General features: G+C 61.3%; 18 protein-coding genes. 3 read left to right on the top strand and 15 right to left on the bottom strand.

Features of this window, described 5'->3' with window-relative positions; genetic code table 11:
* Positions 1-63: 63 nt before the first annotated feature.
* Both V6R85_RS18010 and V6R85_RS18005 read left to right on the top strand, forming a co-directional pair.
* The gene (locus tag V6R85_RS18010) at positions 64-1,074 is read left to right on the top strand and encodes an ABC transporter permease (protein WP_003504786.1); all 1,011 of its coding nucleotides are present in this window, start codon (positions 64-66) and stop codon (positions 1,072-1,074) included.
* Positions 1,067-1,987 (top strand): ABC transporter permease, encoded by a 921-nt coding sequence (locus V6R85_RS18005; RefSeq protein ID WP_060724435.1) that lies wholly within the window; start codon positions 1,067-1,069, stop codon positions 1,985-1,987. The genes V6R85_RS18010 and V6R85_RS18005 overlap by 8 nt, the downstream gene beginning before the upstream one ends.
* An 84-nt stretch (positions 1,988-2,071) precedes the next feature.
* Here the strand turns inward: V6R85_RS18005 and V6R85_RS18000 are convergent, their stop codons facing one another.
* The 14 genes from V6R85_RS18000 to V6R85_RS17935 all read right to left on the bottom strand — a co-directional run bounded on the left by V6R85_RS18000 (position 2,072) and on the right by V6R85_RS17935 (position 16,609).
* Positions 2,072-2,422 carry a ribbon-helix-helix domain-containing protein gene (locus V6R85_RS18000; RefSeq protein ID WP_003504781.1) on the bottom strand — a complete coding sequence of 117 codons (351 nt, stop codon included), beginning with the start codon at positions 2,420-2,422 and terminating at the stop codon, positions 2,072-2,074.
* Positions 2,423-2,492: 70 nt separating this feature from the next.
* Positions 2,493-3,059, bottom strand: coding sequence for a DJ-1/PfpI family protein (locus V6R85_RS17995; RefSeq protein WP_162686199.1), 567 nt, complete (start codon positions 3,057-3,059; stop codon positions 2,493-2,495).
* Positions 3,060-3,156: 97 nt separating this feature from the next.
* A complete protein-coding gene (locus V6R85_RS17990) occupies positions 3,157-4,554 on the bottom strand; it encodes an amidase (protein WP_080864552.1) in 1,398 nt (465 codons plus the stop codon).
* A gap of 53 nt (positions 4,555-4,607) precedes the next feature.
* The gene (locus tag V6R85_RS17985; protein WP_020813237.1) at positions 4,608-5,429 is read right to left on the bottom strand and encodes an ABC transporter permease; all 822 of its coding nucleotides are present in this window, start codon (positions 5,427-5,429) and stop codon (positions 4,608-4,610) included.
* Positions 5,426-6,376, bottom strand: a complete 951-nt coding sequence (locus tag V6R85_RS17980; RefSeq protein ID WP_080864553.1) for an ABC transporter permease — start codon at positions 6,374-6,376, stop codon at positions 5,426-5,428. Before V6R85_RS17980 ends, V6R85_RS17985 begins: the two co-directional genes overlap by 4 nt.
* A 194-nt stretch (positions 6,377-6,570) precedes the next feature.
* On the bottom strand, positions 6,571-8,106 hold the full coding sequence (locus tag V6R85_RS17975; RefSeq protein WP_080865052.1) for an ABC transporter substrate-binding protein: 1,536 nt from the start codon (positions 8,104-8,106) through the stop codon (positions 6,571-6,573).
* A gap of 183 nt (positions 8,107-8,289) precedes the next feature.
* Positions 8,290-9,192, bottom strand: coding sequence for a LysR substrate-binding domain-containing protein (locus tag V6R85_RS17970; protein WP_035212791.1), 903 nt, complete (start codon positions 9,190-9,192; stop codon positions 8,290-8,292).
* A 161-nt stretch (positions 9,193-9,353) separates the two neighbouring features.
* Complete coding sequence (locus V6R85_RS17965) at positions 9,354-10,103, bottom strand: ABC transporter ATP-binding protein (protein WP_003504761.1); 750 nt, start codon at positions 10,101-10,103, stop codon at positions 9,354-9,356.
* Positions 10,100-10,936, bottom strand: a complete 837-nt coding sequence (locus V6R85_RS17960) for an ABC transporter ATP-binding protein (protein WP_003504759.1) — start codon at positions 10,934-10,936, stop codon at positions 10,100-10,102. The genes V6R85_RS17965 and V6R85_RS17960 overlap by 4 nt, the downstream gene beginning before the upstream one ends.
* Positions 10,933-11,865 carry an ABC transporter permease gene (locus V6R85_RS17955; RefSeq protein WP_003504757.1) on the bottom strand — a complete coding sequence of 311 codons (933 nt, stop codon included), beginning with the start codon at positions 11,863-11,865 and terminating at the stop codon, positions 10,933-10,935. Before V6R85_RS17955 ends, V6R85_RS17960 begins: the two co-directional genes overlap by 4 nt.
* The gene (locus V6R85_RS17950) at positions 11,862-12,929 is read right to left on the bottom strand and encodes an ABC transporter permease (protein WP_003518099.1); all 1,068 of its coding nucleotides are present in this window, start codon (positions 12,927-12,929) and stop codon (positions 11,862-11,864) included. Before V6R85_RS17950 ends, V6R85_RS17955 begins: the two co-directional genes overlap by 4 nt.
* Before the next feature lie 18 nt (positions 12,930-12,947).
* Positions 12,948-14,588 carry an ABC transporter substrate-binding protein gene (locus V6R85_RS17945; RefSeq protein WP_020813230.1) on the bottom strand — a complete coding sequence of 547 codons (1,641 nt, stop codon included), beginning with the start codon at positions 14,586-14,588 and terminating at the stop codon, positions 12,948-12,950.
* Between the two features lie 50 nt (positions 14,589-14,638).
* Positions 14,639-15,694 (bottom strand): dipeptidase, encoded by a 1,056-nt coding sequence (locus tag V6R85_RS17940; protein WP_060726726.1) that lies wholly within the window; start codon positions 15,692-15,694, stop codon positions 14,639-14,641.
* Between the two features lie 207 nt (positions 15,695-15,901).
* Complete coding sequence (locus V6R85_RS17935; protein WP_020810855.1) at positions 15,902-16,609, bottom strand: phosphoribosyltransferase; 708 nt, start codon at positions 16,607-16,609, stop codon at positions 15,902-15,904.
* 210 nt (positions 16,610-16,819) lie between these two features.
* Between V6R85_RS17935 and V6R85_RS17930 the strand changes: the two genes are divergently transcribed.
* Entirely contained in the window at positions 16,820-17,992 is a 1,173-nt protein-coding gene (locus tag V6R85_RS17930; protein ID WP_031234007.1) for a M20 aminoacylase family protein, read from the top strand.
* A 29-nt stretch (positions 17,993-18,021) separates the two neighbouring features.
* Here V6R85_RS17930 and V6R85_RS17925 read toward each other — a convergent pair whose 3' ends face one another.
* Positions 18,022-19,269 (bottom strand): MFS transporter, encoded by a 1,248-nt coding sequence (locus V6R85_RS17925; protein WP_336377105.1) that lies wholly within the window; start codon positions 19,267-19,269, stop codon positions 18,022-18,024.
* Positions 19,270-19,317 lie beyond the last annotated feature (48 nt).

The following is a 19,317-nucleotide window of genomic DNA, read 5'->3' as shown; positions in this document are numbered from 1 at the left end:
GGTCGCCCCTGAAAGGGCGGCCGCGCTCGTTTTGCGAGACCCTGACGGTCTGGAGACTTTCCGATGTTTACCTTTACGCTCCGGCGGCTTGCCTTTGCCGTACCGACGTTGCTCGTCATCAGCTTCGTCATCTTCGCCCTGCTCGATCTCGCGCCGAACGATCCGACCGGCGACCTGCCGCTGACCATTCCGCCCGAAGTGCGCGAGCAGATCCGCGCCTCCCTCGGCCTCGACCAGCCTTTCTTCATCCGTTACCTGATGTGGCTGCAGCAATTCTTCATCAACGAGCCGCTGAACCTCTTCGAAAAGCTGACCGGCTGGCAGATCGGCGATGGCAGCCGCATGCGCGTGCTCTCCTGGGCAACGCGCAGCCCGGTGGTCGATCTTGTCATCCAGCGCATGCCGCAGACGCTTTGGGTAGTGGGCCTTGCCTATCTTTTCGGCGCGCTTCTGGCGATCCCGATCGGCGTCATTTCCGCCTACAAGCAATATTCGATCTTCGACCAGATCGGCACTTTCGTCTCGATGGTCGGTTATTCGGTGCCGACCTTCTTCACCGGCGTGCTGCTGGTCGTCATCTTCAGCTCTTACCTGCAATGGTTCCCTTCCGTCTATGACACCAATCTGCAGGTGACGGACTGGGGAAGCTTTGTGGCGCAGATCAAACAGATGTTCCTGCCGGTGCTGGTATTGACCCTCTACAATGTCTCGCAGATCAGCCGCTTCGTGCGCGCCTCAATGCTCGACAATCTGCATCAGGACTATGTGCGCACCGCCCGCGCCAAGGGCGTGAAGGAAAAATCCGTTCTGCTCGTCCACGTGCTGCGCAACAGCCTGATCCCGGTCGTGACGGTGATTGCACTCGGCGTGCCGACGATCTTTTCCGGCGCCATCATCACCGAGCAGATATTCCGCGTGAACGGGCTTGGCCAATTGCTGATAACCGCCGTTCAGGGCGCGGATATTCCGCTGGTGCAGACGCTGACCTTCATTTTTGCGGTGCTTATCGTGCTCTTCAACCTGATTGCCGACGTGCTTTACGGCATTCTCGACCCGAGGATCCGCTATGACTGACGCCACCATTGCAGCGCCGACGGTTGCGGCCACCCCAACACAATCCGCCCTTGCCGATATCTGGAAACAGTTCCGCGTCCACAAGGGCGGGGTGGCCGGGCTTTTTGTCTTCATCTTCATCCTGCTTGCGGTCTATGTCGGCCCCTATATCCACACCGTTGCGCCCAACGCCATAAACGTGAAGGCACGTAACCAGTGGCCGTCGCTGGCGCATCCCTTCGGCACCGATAATCTCGGCAAGGACATGCTGGCGCAGGTTCTGGCCGGTGGGCGCATCTCGCTTGCCGTCGGCATCACTGCCATGCTTTTGGCCCTGTTTCTCGGCACGCTGGTGGGTGTGCTTTCAGGTTATTTCCGGAATCTGGACGGGCCGCTGATGCGGTTGACGGACCTGTTTCTGGCGCTGCCGCTTTTGCCGCTGCTGCTCGTCATCCTGATGCTGTTTCGCGATACGCTGCGCGCCGCCTTCGGGCCGGAAACCGGCATCTTCATCCTGATTGTCTTCGTGATCGGGATCACCAGCTGGATGCATACCGCGCGCATTGTGCGCGGCGATGTGCTGACGATCAAAAGCCAGGAATTCATCATGGCGGCGAAATCGAGCGGCATGCGTGAGTATCGCATCATCCTGCGCCATATCCTGCCGAATGTGCTGAGTTCGATCATGGTCTCGGCCACGCTCGGCATCGCCTCGGCCATCATCACGGAATCGGCGCTGTCCTTCCTCGGCCTCGGTTTCCCGTCCGACTTCCCCACCTGGGGACGGCTGCTGTTCGATGGCGCCAACTTCCTGCAGCTGACGCCCTCGCGTGTGCTGTGGCCGGGACTGGCTATCTCGCTGACGGTTCTGAGCGTCAATTACATTGGTGATGCCGTGCGCGATGCGCTCGACCCACGGGCGCTGAAGAGTTGAGGAGACGCGTTCTCTGCGTCACAACAACCTCTCCACCGTCATCCTCGGGTCAAGCCCGAGGATGACGTCGAGTAAGGCTGCCGACTAGTGATAATTCACCTTTTCCGCATCAAGGATGCTGTCGGCATCCAGCGCGGCAATCGGAATATCGCTGCGCGCGGGAATATCGCCGGAAAGCTGAAGCGCAAGATAACGCCCGCAGCAGACCCGCAGGAACGAGGTGAAATTTCCGAGATCATGCCCGGCATCGATCGATTCATTATAAAGCTTGGCGATAAGCTGCACGCTGTTCATGCCATCCCGCCGCGCGATCTCGTCCAGCGTCGTCCAGAAGAAATTCTCGAGCCGGACGCTGGTGACCATGCCATCGATCCTGAGCGACCGCGTATGGCTTTCCCAAAGCGCCGGGTCTGCCTTGATGAAAAGCTTGCACATGGTTTCCTCCCTCACCACGTCTGAAAGATAGGCGGAAAACGGGGCCGAAAAAAGCCCCCTTTCGCAGGTCTTATTTGCCGAGCACCGCCATGAATTGCGAAAGCCATGCCGGATGTGCCGGCCATGCAGGGGCGGTCACCAGCTTGCCATCGGTAACCGCCGCATCGATGGCGATATCGGCATAGGTGCCGCCGGCAAGCTCGACCTCGGGACGGCAGGCCGGATAGGCCGAGCAGGTGCGGCCCTTCAAAACACCAGCAGCCGCGAGCAGTTGCGCACCGTGGCAGACGGCCGCCACCGGCTTGTCAGCCTCGAAAAAATGTTTCACCGCCGCCAGCACATCGGCATTAAGGCGCAGATATTCCGGCGCACGGCCGCCCGGAATGACCAGCGCATCATAATCCGCAACCTTGATATCGGCGAAGGTGGCGTTGAGCGCGAAATTATGGCCGCGTTTTTCCGAATAGGTCTGGTCGCCCTCGAAATCATGGATGGCCGTAGCGATGGTCTGGCCCGCTTTCTTGCCGGGGCAGACGGCATGGACCGTGTGGCCGACAGCGAGCAACGTCTGGAACGGCACCATGGTCTCGTAATCCTCGGCGAAATCGCCGGCGATCATCAAAATCTTCTTCGGCATGTTTGCTCCTCCCGTTTTCGAATGCCTTTGGGCACTCTAGCAGTGTGGGCCGAAGCACGGGTATTATGGCTATACTACAAGGCCGATAAAGGCGGCATCACCGGCCCCGCGGCGGCTCCGGCCAGCGACGCACACCGCCGCCCCAGGTCTCAAAGGCTCTGGAAAGCTTCAGCACGAACAGATCCTCGTAACGCGGGCCGACGATCTGCAAGCCGATGGGCATACCCGATTTCGAAAAACCGCAATTGATCGAGGATGCGGGCTGTTCCGACATGTTCCACGGCACGGTGAAGGCGATATGTTCGAAGGGCCGTGCGGGATCATTGGTGGGCGAGGCCCAGTCGGCCGGATAGGACACGATGGGATTGACGGGTGAAATCACCGCATCAACGGACTGCATCAACCGGCCGCAAAGCTTACGCATTTCCATGGTCTGGTTGAAACCGAAAACGGCGCGTGCGCCGGAAATATCCGCCCCCTTCTGTGCCCATTCATGAATATATGGAAGGATCGCGGCGCGGCGGTCTGCGCTCAGCGCCGCCATGTCGCCCCAGAATTTCGCGCGCCAGAAGTCGTCCAGCCCATCCAGCATCTCCCGCGTCAGCACCGGCTCGACAGGGATGACAATGGCGCCCGCCGCCTCGAACAGTTTCGCGGCGGAAAGCACGGCGTCGCGCACCTCATCCTCCAACGGCAGGCCGCAGCCGGCATCCAGCATCAGGCCGATCTTCAGGCCCTTCACGTCGATATCGAGGTCCATCCAGTCGATGTCATTCGGCGGCAGCGATGTGCCGTCGCGCCAGTCGGGCCGTGAAAGCGTGGCCATCGCATAGGCCGTATCGATAACGGTGCGGGTCATCGGCCCGGCGCAGCGGCCGGTATAATAGGGATCGACCGGGATGCGGCCCTGGCTCGGCTTGAAACCGAACAATCCCGTCCACCCCGCCGGCAGCCGCACCGAGCCGCCAATATCCGTGCCGATATGCAGCGTGCCATAACCAGCGGCCCCGGCCGAGGCCGCACCGGCGCTGGAGCCGCCGGGGTTCTGTGTCGGGTCCCAAGGATTGCGGCTGAGCTTGTGAAAACTGGAAAGGCCTGAGGAGAGCATGCCGTAATCCGGGCAGGTCGTCTTGGCGTAAAGGATCGCGCCATCCTCGCGGCAGCGGGCCGCCACCGGCGCATCTTCAACCGCAGGCACCAGTTCTACCGCTTTGGTGCCAAGCGGAACGGGATGGCCTTTCGTGGCGATCAATTCCTTGAGCGAGACGGGAATTCCATCAAGGGGCCCGAGCGTTTCACCCTTTTGCCAGCGCTCCGTCGAGGCCAGCGCCTGCCGGCGTGCATCCTCCGGATCATAGGCGTAAAGCGCGTTCACGACCGGCTCGAATGCATCGATACGCGCCTCCACCGCCTGCCAATATTCCGATGGCGAAAGCCTCTTACCCCGGTAAAGCGACAGGATTTCGAGCGTGTTGAGGTCTATGAGATCGGTCATGGCATCGTCTCGTCAGAAAAACAGGAAATATGGGCGACAGCTTTCCAGAGCGGTCAGCTTGTATCGCGCGGGTCCAGCAGGTCGCGCAGGCCGTCGCCGAGAAGGTTGAGACCAAAGACGGCAAGTGCAATCGCAAGGCCGGGCATGATGGCAAGCCAGGGCGCCACGCCAAGATAGGTCTGGGCGTCCGCGAGCATTCGCCCCCAGGTGGCGGCGGGCGGCGGCATGCCGAGACCGAGGAAGGAAAGGCCTGCTTCCGTCAATATCGCAAGGCCGAGCTGGATCGTCACCTGCACGATGATCTGGTTGGAAATATTCGGCACGATATGGAAAAGCGTGATCCGGGCGCGGTTCTGGCCGATGCTTGTAGCGGCGGTGACATATTCCCGCGACCATATCTGCAGCGCCGCCCCCAGCGTCAGCCGGGCGAAGACAGGCACCATGAAGGTGGCGATGGCGATGATGGCGGTAAAGCGCCCCGTGCCGATGAAGGCGCCGAGCATCATAGCCGACAGGATCGGCGGCACCGCAAAGATGATATCGCAGACGCGCATGACCACGGTTTCGGTGAAACCGCGCAGCGCCGCGACCGCAACGCCGATGGCCGTGCCGATAGATGCGCCGATGGCAACGGCGGCGATGGAGGTGGACAGCGAGTTCCAAGCACCCGCCATCAGCATGGACAACACATCGCGGCCGAAATGATCCGTGCCGAGGCCGCCATAGACGAACGGTGATTTCAGCTTCTGGACGATCTGCATCTTCGTGGGGGACACCGGCGTCCAGACCAGCGACAGCAGGGCGACGGCGACCAGAAAGATCGTGACGGCGATGCCGACGGCAAAGGCGGGGCGGCGGCGGATCAATCGCATCATCGCGCACCTGCCCGCAGTCTGGGATCGATGAGGAGATAGGCGATATCGACCACGAAATTCATGATGATCACCAGCGCCGAAAAAAACAGCACGACGGATTGCATGACGACGATATCGCGCTGGGTCAGCGCCTGATAGGCAAGCCGCCCGAGGCCCGGCAGGTTGAAGACATTCTCGACAAGCACCGCGCCGGCGATAAGGAAGGTGAATTGCAGGCCGATCATGGTGACAACAGGGATCATCGCGTTCGGCACCGCGTGCCGCCACAGTGCCACCCGCTCGCTCAAACCCTTGGCGCGGGCGGTGCGCACGAAATCCTCGTTCATCACCTCAAGCACGGCGGAGCGGCAGACGCGGGTGAGAACGCCGGCCTGCGACAGCGCCAGCGCGACCGCCGGAAGGATGAGCGCCATAAGACCCGCTGAAAAACTCGGCGTCCAGCCGGGAAATCCGCCCGCCGGCATCCAGCCGAGCGTGGTGGAAAAGACGATGATGAGCAGCAGCCCGACCCAGAAACCGGGCACGGCGATGCCCACATGGGAAAACAGCCCGGCCACAAAATCCAGCGCCCCGTTACGGTTCCGCGCCGCCGCCACGCCGAGTGGAATGGCGATGGCGACAGACAGGCAGACTGCCAGCAGCGCAAGCGGCAGGGTGACGGCCAGCCGCTCGAGGATCAGCCCCGCCACCGGCACGCCATAGGTATAGGATTGCCCGAAATCACCCCGGAATACGCCCGCAAGCCAGTGGAGATAACGCAGCGGCAGCGGCTGATCGAGACCCATCTGCTTCTGCAGCGCGGCGAGCGTATCAGGGCTCGCCGAGGTTCCAAGCATGATCGCCGCGGGATCGCCCGGCAGCAGGCCCATGACGACATAGATGATGAGGGAAACGGCAAACAGCGTGATGACGAGGCTGACGAGACGCCGGATGAGGACGGCTAACATCTGGCATCTTCTCCTTGCTTTGTTTCACCTGCGGTCGAGCGTCCAGTCACCTCTCTCCCGTCATTCCGGCCCCGAGCCGGAATCCAGCCGGCGCGCGTCTGCGCGGCGGAGAGAGCCCTTTCAGCCGAAGGACTTGGGCTGGCTGGATGCCGGATCAAGTCCGGCATGACGGAAGAAACCGGTATCGACAAACGTCACTCTTCCCAATGCACATCCGTCAGCACATTCGAGGGAATGGGTTCGTTTTCCCAAAGCCCCTTCACCTTCTTGTCCCACACGCCGAGCTTCGGCATGACGAAAAGGTAAAGTGCCGGCACATCTTCTGCGAGGATTTTCTGGGCGTCGCCGTAAAGCGCTTCCTGCTGGGCCGCATCCGCCGTCTTTTCAACGTTGCCGACGACCTCGTTGAAGGCCGGGTTCCTGTAATTGAAATAATAGGGATCGCGCGCATAGATATCGATATCCATCGGCTCCGCATGGGCAACGATGGTCATGTCGTAATCCGCGCCCTTCAAGACATCCGCCACCCATTTCGCCGGAAATTCGGTCGTCTCGATGGTCATCGTCACGCCGATTTCGGCAAACATCGCCTGCAGGATTTGCGAGGTCCGCTGGGCATAGGCCATCTGCGGCGCCTTGATGGTGAAGCTGAACCCGTCAGGATAACCCGCTTCGGCAAGCAGCGCCCTCGCCTTGTCGACATCGTAGGGGTGCACTCCTGTCGTATCGATGTAACCGCGGTCATTCGGGGTGTAATGGCTGCCGATGGCCGTGCCGAAGCCGGACCATGCGCCTTCGATGACGGTGCCGCGATCCACCGCCATCATCAGCGCCTGGCGCACGCGCTTGTCATCAAAGGGCTTGCGGGCGTTGTTCATGCCGGCCACGACCTTCAGTTCGGTATTGCCGACGAAGGTGCCAAGGCGTTTGTCGCCCTCAAAGGAGGTCATCAGCTCCGGCGCGCCGAATTCCGGAAAGGCATCGATATCGCCTGACTTCAGCGCCGCCGCCTGCGCCTGCGGGTCGGAGACGAAACGGAAGGTCGCCTTGTCCAGCTTGACCGCCACGGCCTTGTCCCAATAGCCGTCGTTCTTCTGCAGCTCGACCCTGTCGCCCTTGGCCCAGTTCACGAATTTGAACGGGCCGGTGCCGACGGGCGTGGTGCGGTTATTCTCAGCGCTTTTCGGCGCCACCATCACGGATGCCGGCCAGCCGAGCCAATAGAGAAGGCTGCCGGCCGGCTGCTTCAGCTTCAGCACCAGCGTTGCGGCATCCGGGGTCTCGATACTGTCGATGGCGGCGAAGAAGCGCTTCTGCGGATTGACCGAGCTTTCGCCGCGCGCCCGATCCAGCGAAAATTTCGCAACGGAGGAATCGAAGGCCTCGCCGTCATGGAAGGTGACGCCCTTGCGCAGCTTGAATGTATAGGTCTTGCCATCAGGGGAAATTTCCCAGCTTTCGGCAAGCTGCGGCCTAACCTTGCCTTCGCGGTCGATCGTCACCAGACCTTCGAAGATATTCTGCCAGGTGACCTGGCCGATGGCGACGGGGGCGGCAATGGTCGGATCGAGCCCGGCGGGCTCGACGGCCATGCCAAGCGTCAGCGCGGTTTTCGGCGCGGCATCCGCCGCCGTTATCGAAAGCGGCAGCCAAAGCGCCGTGCCCAGTGCGAGGCTCAGCGCGGCGCGGCGCGAAAGCGTTGCCGCCTGCGAAAGATAAATGCGTGGCATCATTGTCCCCTGTCTGGCGGCCGGGGCATTTTTGCCCTTCCAAAGACCACCCGTTGCAAAAAGAGTGTCATGTTGCAGGCGCACACACAATCTCGATTTTTGTGTGCTCCGTGTAGCTGAAATGGCTACACGGAAATGCGGATGGAAATCAACCTTCCGGGCGGAAAGGCCAAACCGTCTCGCTTATCCCGCCGTCGCCTCGCGCATGAAGCGCTCGATGAAATCGGCAAGCTTGGAGGCGGCGAAGGACAATTGCCGGTCGGGAGCAACACAGAGATCGATCTGGGTGTGGATGCCCTTCTTGCCGGAGAGCGGAACGGCGACCATCTGGCCACTGCGAATTTCACGCGCCACCGAAAGCGCCGGCAACAGCGTGGCGGCGGCGTGGCCCAGCACCAGTTCCTTCAGCATTTCCAGCGAGCTGGTGATGAAGACAGGGTCAAGTTCGATGCCCGCATCGGCAAACAGCGTATCGAAGGCCTGACGCGCAGCAAAACTCTTGTCCGGCAGCGCAAGCGGCAGGCCCGCCAGTTCCTTCAGCGAGACTTCCGGCTGGGCGGCGAGCGCGTGGCCAGCGGGGAAGATGACATCATAACTGATGCGGGTGCGCGAACGCACCTTGACGCCTGATAGTTTTGGCGCAAACAGGCTGACGACAAGGTCCGCTTCCGCCGCACCCAGCGCCTCCATCGCCTGCCGGGCGCTGGTAATATGCACCTCGAAACGCAGTTTTGGATATTTCAGGCTGAACTGCGCCAGCACCGGCGCCAGAAGGTTCGCCACCGTGGCGCCATTGGCATAGACCGTGACCCGGCCGCGCTGCAGGCCTTTGAGATCGTCTATCAGCTGGTGCACATGGTCGAGTTCGCGCAGCGTCTTGCCAGCGCGGGCGGCGAGCAGCTCCCCCGCTGCCGTCAGCTTCACGCCCCGGCTGGAGCGCTCCACAAGCGGCGAACCGAAATAATATTCGAGGTTTTCAATCTGCCGGCTCACCGCCGTCGGCGCGACATTCAGGTTTTCCGCAGCGGCGCGCATGGAATTTGTGCGGACGAGTTCGTCGAAATACATCAAGGCGCGCAATTGCATGGGGTGGGTACCTGTTGCGGAAATGCCGGTGTGGCGGTTCACCATATCATCGCAGCGCGATGAGAGAATACTTCGCCCGGGAAGATCACCTGTGGAACGAACGCGCGCCGCCTGTTTCTTCTCCCAGGTGGGGAGAAGGAACGGGCGCACCGTCTCGCCAATCAAACGCGCTTGAAACCCTCGCTCGCCACCAACAGCTGGCGGGTATAATCCGCGCTGAATTCCCGGCTTTCCAGCGCTTCCGCCTCCAGCATTTCCACCACCTTGCCGCTCTTCATCACCGCCAGGCGATCGCACATATGGCTGATGACGCCGAGATCGTGGCTGACCATGACGAAGGTAAGGTTACGATCCTTGCGGGCCTGTTCCAGAAGGTTGAGGATTTCCGCCTGAATGGAGGCATCGAGCGCCGAAGTCGGCTCATCCAGCAGCAGGATTTTAGGCTCGACGATCAGCGCACGGGCAATGGCAATGCGCTGCCGCTGGCCGCCGGAAAGCTGGTGCGAATACCGGAAACGGAAGCCTGAACCGAGGCCGACTTCATCCAATGCGCGGGCAATACGCTGCTCGCGATTGTCGAGACCGTGGATGACCAGCGGTTCAAGCAGCAGCGCATCCACCGTCTGGCGCGGGTGAAGGGAGCCATAAGGGTCCTGAAACACCATCTGCACGTCGCTGTAGAAGCTCTTGTCGCGGTGCTTGCTGGAATAGGAGCGCCCCGCCACCATCAACGAACCTTCGTCGAAATGGTTGAGGCCGGCAATGGCGCGCAGCAGGGTCGACTTGCCGGAACCGGACTCGCCGACGATGCCGAAGGATTCACCCTCGGCCACATCGATGCTGACGCTGTCGAGCGCGATGTAACCGTCGAAATCGACCACCATGTCTCTGATAGAAAGAACTGTGCTCATGCGCGCCACTCCGGCTTGCGTTCCAGAACCGGCAGCGGATGCCGGTGGCCGCCAATTTCCGGCAGGCAGTTCAAAAGCCCCTGCGTATAGGGGTGTTTCGCTTCCTTCAGATTGGCGGAAGAAAGCTCTTCCACCACCTTGCCCGCATACATGACGAGAACGCGGTCACAGAAGGAGGAGACGAGCCTCAGATCATGACTGACAAAGATCAGCCCCATGCCGCGGTCGCGCACCAGCTTGTCGAGAATGTCGAGTACTTCCAGTTGCACCGTGACGTCGAGCGCCGAGGTGGGTTCGTCGGCGATCAACAGTTCCGGGCCGCAGACCAGCATCATGGCAATCATGACGCGCTGGCCCATGCCGCCGGAGACCTCATGCGGATAGAGATCGAAGACGCGCTCGGGATCGCGGATCTGCACCGCTTCGAGCATGGCAAGCGTGCGCTGGCGCGCCTCGCTGCCGCCGATCTTTTCATGGGTGCGCAAGGTTTCCATGATCTGACGGCCGATGGTCATGACCGGGTTCAGCGAATATTTCGGGTCCTGCAGGATCATGGCCATGCGCTTGCCGCGCATGATCCGCCGCTCCTTTGCGGACGCCTTGAGCAGGTCGATATCGCCGAAACGGAGCGCATCGGCCTCGATGCGCGCGCTTTTCGGCGTCAGCCCCATGATGGCTCGGCCCGTCTGCGACTTGCCGGAGCCGGATTCGCCGACGATGCCGAGGCGTTCGCGCCCAAGCGTGAAGGACACACCGCGCACCGCCTCCACCAGCCCGGTGCGGGTGGGGAAAGAAACGCGAAGATTCTGAACGGTCAGAAGCGGCGCACTCATTGGCCCGCCTCCTTGGGATCAAGCGCATCGCGCAACCCATCGCCCAGCAGGTTGAAACCGAGGCTGACGATGAGGATCGCCACGCCGGGCATGGCCGCAACCCACCATTGGTCGAGGATGAAACGACGCCCCGAAGCGATCATCGCGCCCCATTCCGGCAACGGCGGCTGCGCGCCAAGGCCTAGGAAGCCGAGACCTGCGGCGGTGAGGATGATGCCCGCCATATCGAGCGTGACGCGCACGATGAGCGACGACATGCAAAGCGGCATGACGTGTTTCAGGACGATGCGGAAGGGCGAGGCCCCCATGAGCTTCACCGCCGCGATGAAATCGGAATTGCGGAAGGTCATGGTTTCAGCGCGCGCGATACGCGCATAGGGCGGCCATGACGTCACCGCGATGGCGAGCACCGCGTTTTCAATGCCCGGCCCCAGTGCGGCCACCAGCGCCAGCGCCAGAACCAGCTTCGGAAAGGCCAGAAAGATATCGGTGATGCGCATCAGAACGGCATCCACCCAGCCGCCGGCATAACCCGAGACGGTGCCGACGATGAGCCCGATGGGCGCCGCGATGATGGCCACCAGCAGCACCACGAACAGGGTCAGTCGCGAACCGTGGATGAGGCGCGAGAGAATATCGCGCCCCTGATCGTCGGTGCCGAGCAAGTATCCCGCCGTACCGGGCGGCAGAAGCCGGGCATTGCGCAGATCGCCCTGCACCGGATTATGCGGCGCCAGCACATTGGCAAACAGCGCGACGAACAGCAGCGCAACAATGATGCCGAGGCCGAGCAACGCCAGCCGGTTTTCCGAAAACCGCCGCCAGATGACATAAGCACGGCCAAGACGCGCCTGCTTGCGCGAGGCAGGCCGGTCGGAGAGCAGCCATTCGCGGCTGTAGGGTTTGAGTGTATCGGTCGAAATCGTCATCGGCTGCGCGTCCTTGGGTCGAGCGTCCGGTAAAGCAGATCGGAGAAGAGATTGATGCCGACGAAGATGGCGCCGATCACGATCGTGCCGCCAAGAACGGCATTCATATCCGCATTCTGCAGGGAATTGGTGATGTAGAGGCCGAGCCCCGGCCACGCGAAGATGGTTTCGGTCAGCACCGAACCTTCCAGCAGACCGGCGTAAGATAGCGCAATCACGGTCACCAGCGGCACGGCGGCGTTGCGCAGAGCGTGAAACCAGATGATGCGCGTTTCCGAAAGCCCCTTGGCGCGCGCCGCAACGATATATTCCTGGGCGAGCTCATTCAGCATGAACGAACGCGTCATGCGGCTGATATAGGCCAGCGAAAAATAGCCGAGCAGCGAGGCGGGCAGGATGATGTGGCGGAACAGATCCCACAATACGTCCCATTGCCGTTGCCAGATCGCGTCGATCAGGAAGAAACCCGTGACCGGCGTAAAGGTGAATTCGTAGACGATATCCATCCGGCCGGGATAGGCGACCCATTGCAACCTGGCGTAAAACACCAGCAGCGCCAGGAGGCCAAGCCAGAAAATCGGCACGGAATAGCCGATAAGGCCGATGACGCGCACGACCTGGTCGGCAAAGCTGCCGCGCTTGACCGCGGCAAGCACGCCGAGCGGAATGCCAAAAACGGCGCCGATGATGGTGCCAAGCGTGGCAAGCTCTATGGTTGCCGGGAAAACCCGCTTGATATCCTCCATCACCGGGTTGGTGGTGAGGACTGAGATGCCGAAATCACCCGACAGCGCCTGCTTCAGATAGATGAAGAACTGCTGCCAGAGCGGCAGGTTGAGGCCGAGCTGCTCACGCACGCGCTCGACCACATGCGCAGGAGCGCGGTCGCCGACAATCGCCAGTGCGGGATCGATCGGCACAACGCGGCCAATGAAAAATGTGACCGCCATCAGCCCCAGAAAGGTGGTGATGACGGTGACGGCGAAGCCGAGAATGGCCTTCGCGCGGGCGTTGGCACGGCGTTTGCCCTGCCTCGCCCGGCTGTTTGCTTCAACGATGCTCAAGAGACCGATCCTTCCGGATCATTCCTTGGAGATCGTATAGACGTAGTTGGTGTCGAAGCTCGGTCCGAGCTTCAGGCCCTTGAGCTTGTTCGAGTAACCGGCCACTTCGGTCTGCTGGAAGATGATGACGAAGGGACCCTTCGCCAGAACTTCCTTCTGCAGGTTTTCATAGATGGCGGCGCGCTTGGCGCTATCCTTCTCCAAAAGCGCCGACTGGGTTTCCTTGGTCAGATCAGGAACGTCCCAAGCATTGCGCCAGGCGAGCGTCTTGTTCTTGCCCTCATCGGAATTGTCGTAGTTGATGGTGAAGGTTTCCGCATTCGAGTTCGGGTCGAAATAGTCCGAACCCCACTGGCCGATATAGATATCATGGGTGCGGGCGCGGTATTTGGTCAGCGTCTGCTTGCCGTCGCCCGGGATGATTTCGAGCTTGATGCCAGCCTGCGCCAGCGTCTGCTGTACGCTTTCGGCAATGCCGGTTACCGGCTGCGTGTTGCGCACATCCATGGTCACGGTGAAGCCGTCCTTCAGGCCGGCCTTGGCGAGAAGCTCTTTCGCCTTGGCGACGTCGAGCTTGTAGGGGTTCTCATCAAGCGCGCCGAGCTGGCCCTTCGGCAGGAAGGTCTGGTGAACTTCGCCGATGCCCTTGATGATCGTCTCACCGATCGCGTCATAATCGACGAGATATTTGAAGGCTTCGATGACCTCGGGCTTCTTCAGGTTCTCGTTCTTCTGGTTGAGGCTGAAGTAATAGACGGTGCCCTTGGGCGCAGACGTGACGGCGAGGCCTTCCTTCTTGGAAACGGCTTCCATGTCACCGGGCTCAAGGTTGCGGGCAACATCGATATCGCCATTTTCAAGCGCCAGACGCTGGCCGGAGCTTTCCTTCATGTGGCGATAGACCACACGCTTCAGCTTCGGCTTCTCACCGTAATAATTCGGGTTGGCTTCCAGAATGACCGCTTCGTTGGCCTTCCAGCCGAGGATCTTGTAGGGGCCGGAACCCGCATAACCCGTCTTCAGGAACTCGTTGCCGAAATCCGTGTCGTATTTGTAATCGGCGCTCGGCGTTACCGACTTCGCCTTTTCGGTGATGAGCTTCTTGTCGACCACCGAAGCGACGGTCGCGGTCAGCACGTTCAGCACGAAGCTCGGCGCATAGGGTTTGTCGACCGTCAGCACGAAGGTGTTCGCATCCGCAGCCTTCGCCTTTTCGGTGACGTTATCGCTCTTGAGGCCGAACTGCGTCAGCAGGAATGCGGGCGACTTGTCGAGCTTCACGGCGCGTTCAAAGGAGAAGGCGACGTCGTCAGCGGTGACCGGATTGCCGGAGGCGAATTTCAGGCCGGATTTCAGCTTGAACGTATAGGTCAGGCCGTCCTCGGAGGTCGTCCAGCTTTCGGCGAGATCGCCGATAACCTTGGACGTGTCGTTGAGATCGATGGAAACCAGCTTGCTATAGGTGTTGCCGGTGACTTCGGCGGCGGAGAGTTCGAAAGCCTCACCCGGATCGAGCGTGATGATGTCGTCGATGGCGAAACCTTCAACCAGCGTATCGGCCGGCGTGGCGGCAAAAGCGTGCGGCGCAGACAGCATCATCAGCGACAGAGCAGCGCTGGTGCTGAGGATACGCATGGACTTGTTGAGCGATTTGATCATAGGATCTCCCCTTTTGTTATGAGATTGATTTAGTTCGCTTTTATTTGCCTTCAGGCCGGCTCGTGCCAGGCCTGGGATAGGACGCGCAGCCAGTTTTCCCGGCATATTTTAGCAAGTTCTCCATCACCGTAGCCCGCCGATTTCAGCGCCGCAACCAGATTGTGGTTGCCGCTGGCATCGGCAACGCCAACGGGTACCGTCGCACCGTCGAAATCCGATCCCAGCGCCACGCAATCGATGCCCATGCGCTCCACCATGTAGTCGATATGGCGCACCATGTCGGAAAGCGGCGTATCGGCAATGTCGCGCGCATCTGCCCTGAGCATGGTCACGGCATAGTTGAGACCCACCAGACCACGGCTTTCCTTGATGGCATCCATCTGCCTGTCGGTGAGATTGCGGGCGACGGGGGTGAGCGCATGCGCATTGGAATGGCTGGCGATCAAAGGCTGGTTGGTGGTCTTGGCCACATCCCAGAAGCCCTTTTCGGTGATATGCGCGAGATCGATGAGAATGCCGAGCCGGTTGCACTCCTTCACCAGCGCAAAACCGGCATCGGTGAGGCCGGGCGCCGTATCTGGCGACATGGGGTAAGAGAAAGGAACGCCGTGGCCGAAAATATTGTGCCGGCTCCAGACCGGGCCGAGCGACCGCAGGCCGGCGGCGTAAAACACCTCCAGCGCGTCGAGATCGGCGCCGATCGCCTCGCAGCCTTCCATATGCAGCACCGCGGCGAAAATATCCTCGGCAAAGGCCTTGCGAATATCGGCCGTGGAGCGGCACAGCCGCCAGGCGCCGGCACGATCGAGCCTCAGCGCAATCGCCGCCTTCTCCATGGCGATATCCAGCGAAGGCAGCCGCTCCAGCGGAGCGGCGAGCGGCGTGTTGTAGTGGCCGCTTTCATCCGGTTCCTGCAGAATAAGGTCGCCGGAAGGAATATAGATGGCGCAGATGCCGCCGCCGAGGCCGCCTGCCCTTGCCCGGGGGCCATCGATATGACCCTCACGTGTGCCGCTTTTAAATTCGGCCACCGGATCGGCACCGGCCTTGCTGTTGCGCCACAACCGAAGCAGCACATCATTATGACCGTCGAACACTGCATGCATGGGAAGAAATTCCAGTCATCGGAAAGAACAAAACGGGGGCGGGCAGACGCCGGGATGACACCGCGCGAAAGCAAACCGGCGCATTGTTCGCCGACCGCTATTGTCTGTCGGAAGTGATCTTAGGACGATCTCTTCGAGCTTCGCAAGACACAAATTAGGCAGCGGTGAAATTATCACCACTTGCCTTTTGCCGGAATTTGCGCTTCGTCAGGCGCGCCAGCCGTCTTCCGCTTTGGTGAGCAGCGGCGTGGCGAAAACGCCCCTCACCCGCTCCGGCCATTCCGGCCCGAAAGCGGCGATTTTTTCCCGCCAGCGATCCGATTGCAGCATGGCCGCACCGATGACAGCGGGCCGGATGCCGGAGGCGGCGAGAAGCGCAAGACCTGATACGATGGAGCTGCCGCTGGAGATCACATCATCCACCAGCGCCACCCGCCTGTTTTCGATGAGCGGCAGCATGCGGGGATCGATATAGAGCCGTTTTTCCTGCCGGGTGGTGATGGAGGACATCGGCACCGACAGTTCCTCCAGATACCAGAATTTGCGCGAGGTGCCGAGCGGCACGTAACGGGAATGGCCGAGATGCCGGGCAACGGCGGCGGCGAGCGTCAAGCCCAGCGTCGGCAGGCCGATAACGACATCCGGATTGAAGGGCGCGAGCTTGGCGGCGAGATCGGCGGCCAGCGCCTCCAGCACCGCGAACGACGCCTGATTGACGATGAGCGATGCCAGCGCGTGCTCCCCATCCGCAAGCGGCCGGACGGGCAGGCAGATCTGCCTTCCATCATCCAGTTCCGCCGGAAAAAAGCTGGAATGCGGACCCGCCGTACCGAAGGTGGCCGGCGGAAGAATATCCTGCCAGAACTCATGCGGCGCGGCGGGAGAATGGGCGGCGGGCGATGCGGATGGCGGCATCGGTTTTCCTTTCAGGATCGGGATCGCGCAAGGCGGACGCGGTTTTCGGCCGCGCCGATCCCGTTCGGCGCATCAGGCATTTCAACAACCGCGAATACGCGGCGGGTTCATTTCATTGGCTTTTTCCGCTAGAACGGAAACAAAGCAACAGGCATTCGGACAAACCCACCTATGACGCGGGTTTTTCCCATATTCAAGGACAAGCTTCCCATGAGACTGCTGGATCGCATCGGCGAGGATCTGCCATTCCTGACGGAGCTTCGTCATGATCTGCACGCGCATCCGGAACTGGGTTTCGAAGAGGAGAGAACCAGCGCCATCGTCGCCGATCTTCTCGAGCGCGCCGGGCTGAAGGTACATCGCGGTCTTGGCGGCACCGGTGTGGTCGGCACGCTGCAGGTGGGTAATGGCACCCGCAGCATTGGCCTGCGCGCCGATATGGATGCGCTTGCCATGCCTGAGGTGCCCGACCGGCCCTATAAATCGAAATTTCCCGGCAAGATGCATGCCTGCGGACATGACGGCCACACCGCCATGCTGCTTGGCGCCGCGCGTTACCTCGCAAAGACCCGCGACTTCTCAGGCACCGTGCATTTCATCTTCCAGCCGGCCGAAGAAGGCCGAGGCGGCGCGAAGAAAATGGTGGAGGACGGGCTTTTCACGCTGTTCCCATGCGATGCGGTCTATGGCCTGCACAATATGCCGGGGCTTGGGCTCGACGAGATGGCCGTGGTGGAAGGCCCACAGCTGGCCTCGTCCGACAGCTGGCGCGTCACCTTCAAGGGCATCGGCACCCATGGCGCCAAGCCGCATCTCGGCCGCGATCCGGTAACGGCGGCGGGCACCTTCCTCGCTTCGCTGCAAACCATCGTCGGCCGCGTCGTCGATCCGCTGCAACCTGCCGTCGTCAGCGCCTGCTCGGTGCAGGCGGGTGACCCCAAGGCGCTCAACGTCATTCCCGATCTCGTCGAAATCGGCGGCACCGCACGCGCCTACGCGCCTGAGGTGCGCAGCCAGCTTGAAACGGAAATCGGCAGGCTCGCCAAGGGTACGGCGGCGATGTTCGGCATCGAGGCAAGCTATGAATTCATCCGCCGCATTCCGCCCGTCATCAACGATGCCGATGCGACGAAACGGGCGCTCCGAGCCGCCAAGACCGTCTTCGGCAACAAATCCCGCACCGCCTTCCCGCCCTCGACCGCCGGCGACGACTTCGCCTTTTTCGCGGGCGAGGCCCCCGGCTGCTACGTCTGGCTCGGCAACGGCCCCGCGGTGGATGGCGCGCTGCACCACAACACCTCCTACGACTTCAACGACGCGGCAATCGTTCCCGGCGTCGCTTTCTGGGCAACACTGGTGGAGCAGGAACTGGCGGCGGAGTAAAAACGGCCGGATGCATCGGCGATGGCCGCTCAGACGCGCCGCGCGCTCGGACCGGCAAGGCTGGCGAAAATTCCGGCAAGCGCGCAGCCGGCGGTGATCGCCATGATGCCGGGCCAGCCGGCATGGATCCAGAACCAGCCACCGATCCAACCGGTGATGCTCGCTCCGCAATAATAAAACAGCAGATAAAGCGCGGAAGCATGGCTTTTGGCGCCTCCCGCATTGGCACCCACACCACTGCTGGCAGCCGAATGCCCAATGAAAAATCCGACGGTTATCGCCGCAATCCCCGCCACGATGAGGATGATGCTTGAGGCGAAGGTCAGCAGGATACCGGCAAGGATGGTGGAAAAGGCAACCACCAGCATGATCCGCCGGCTGAACCGGTCGACCAGAGCACCGCCATAGGAGGAAGCGACGATACCCAGGGCAAAGGTCAGGAAGATCATGCTGACGGCGGTGCGGCCCAATTCGTAAGGCGGCGCGACGAGGCGAAAGGCGCAATAGTTGAAAACGGTGGTGAACACGCTCGTCAGCATCGCGCCAAGGAAATAGAACCGCCGAAGTTCAGGATTTCCAAGATGTTGCGCCCATATTCTCAGATGATTTTTCAGCGGCATGTGCTGCGGCCGGAAATTCCGCAAGGGCGGAAGAAGCAGCAGGAAGCCGATGGCCGCAAGGATGCAGACCGCCCCCAGCGCATACATTGCGACCTGCCAGGACGTATAGGCGGACACCAGCCCCATGCCGACACGCCCGGCCATGGAGCCGAAGGCCGTGCCGCCGACATAAAGCCCCATCGCCTTGCCGAGACTGGAAGGTTCGATCTCCTCGGCAAGATAAGCCATGGCGACGGCGGGAACGCCGCCGAGCACGAACCCTTCCAGCGCGCGGGCGGCAAGCAGCCATGCCCAACCTTCCGTGCTTGCTGCAATGATATTGGCGATAGCGGCCAGCATCATCGAAACGAACATCAGATTTCGGCGGGTGAAGAGCTGGGCAAAAGCACCGCTGAGAAGAATGGCGAAGGCCAGCGTTCCCGTCGTCAGCGACAGGGCGAGCGATGCGGTTGCGGGGTTTATGCCGAATTCCGCCGGAAATTCCGGCAGCAGCGGCTGCACGCAATAAATCAGCGAAAAGCTGGCGAAGCCGGCCAGAAAGAGCGCCCAACTCGCCCGGCGAAACTGGCGGCTTCCCTGCCGGATCCAGAGCACATCCGGCGGCTCCTCCGTCATGACGATCGGCGGGGCGAAATCCTGTTTTTTGAGCTGGCGCATCGGGTTTGTCCTTTTCGCTCCCAGCTATAGCGCAGCTCCGTCTTTCAT

The sequence above is a fragment of the Agrobacterium sp. CCNWLW32 genome (assembly GCF_037083425.1).
GTDB lineage: Bacteria > Pseudomonadota > Alphaproteobacteria > Rhizobiales > Rhizobiaceae > Agrobacterium > Agrobacterium radiobacter.
Note: the sequence above shows the minus strand (reverse complement) of the source record. Positions and strands in the feature narration are given on the sequence as shown.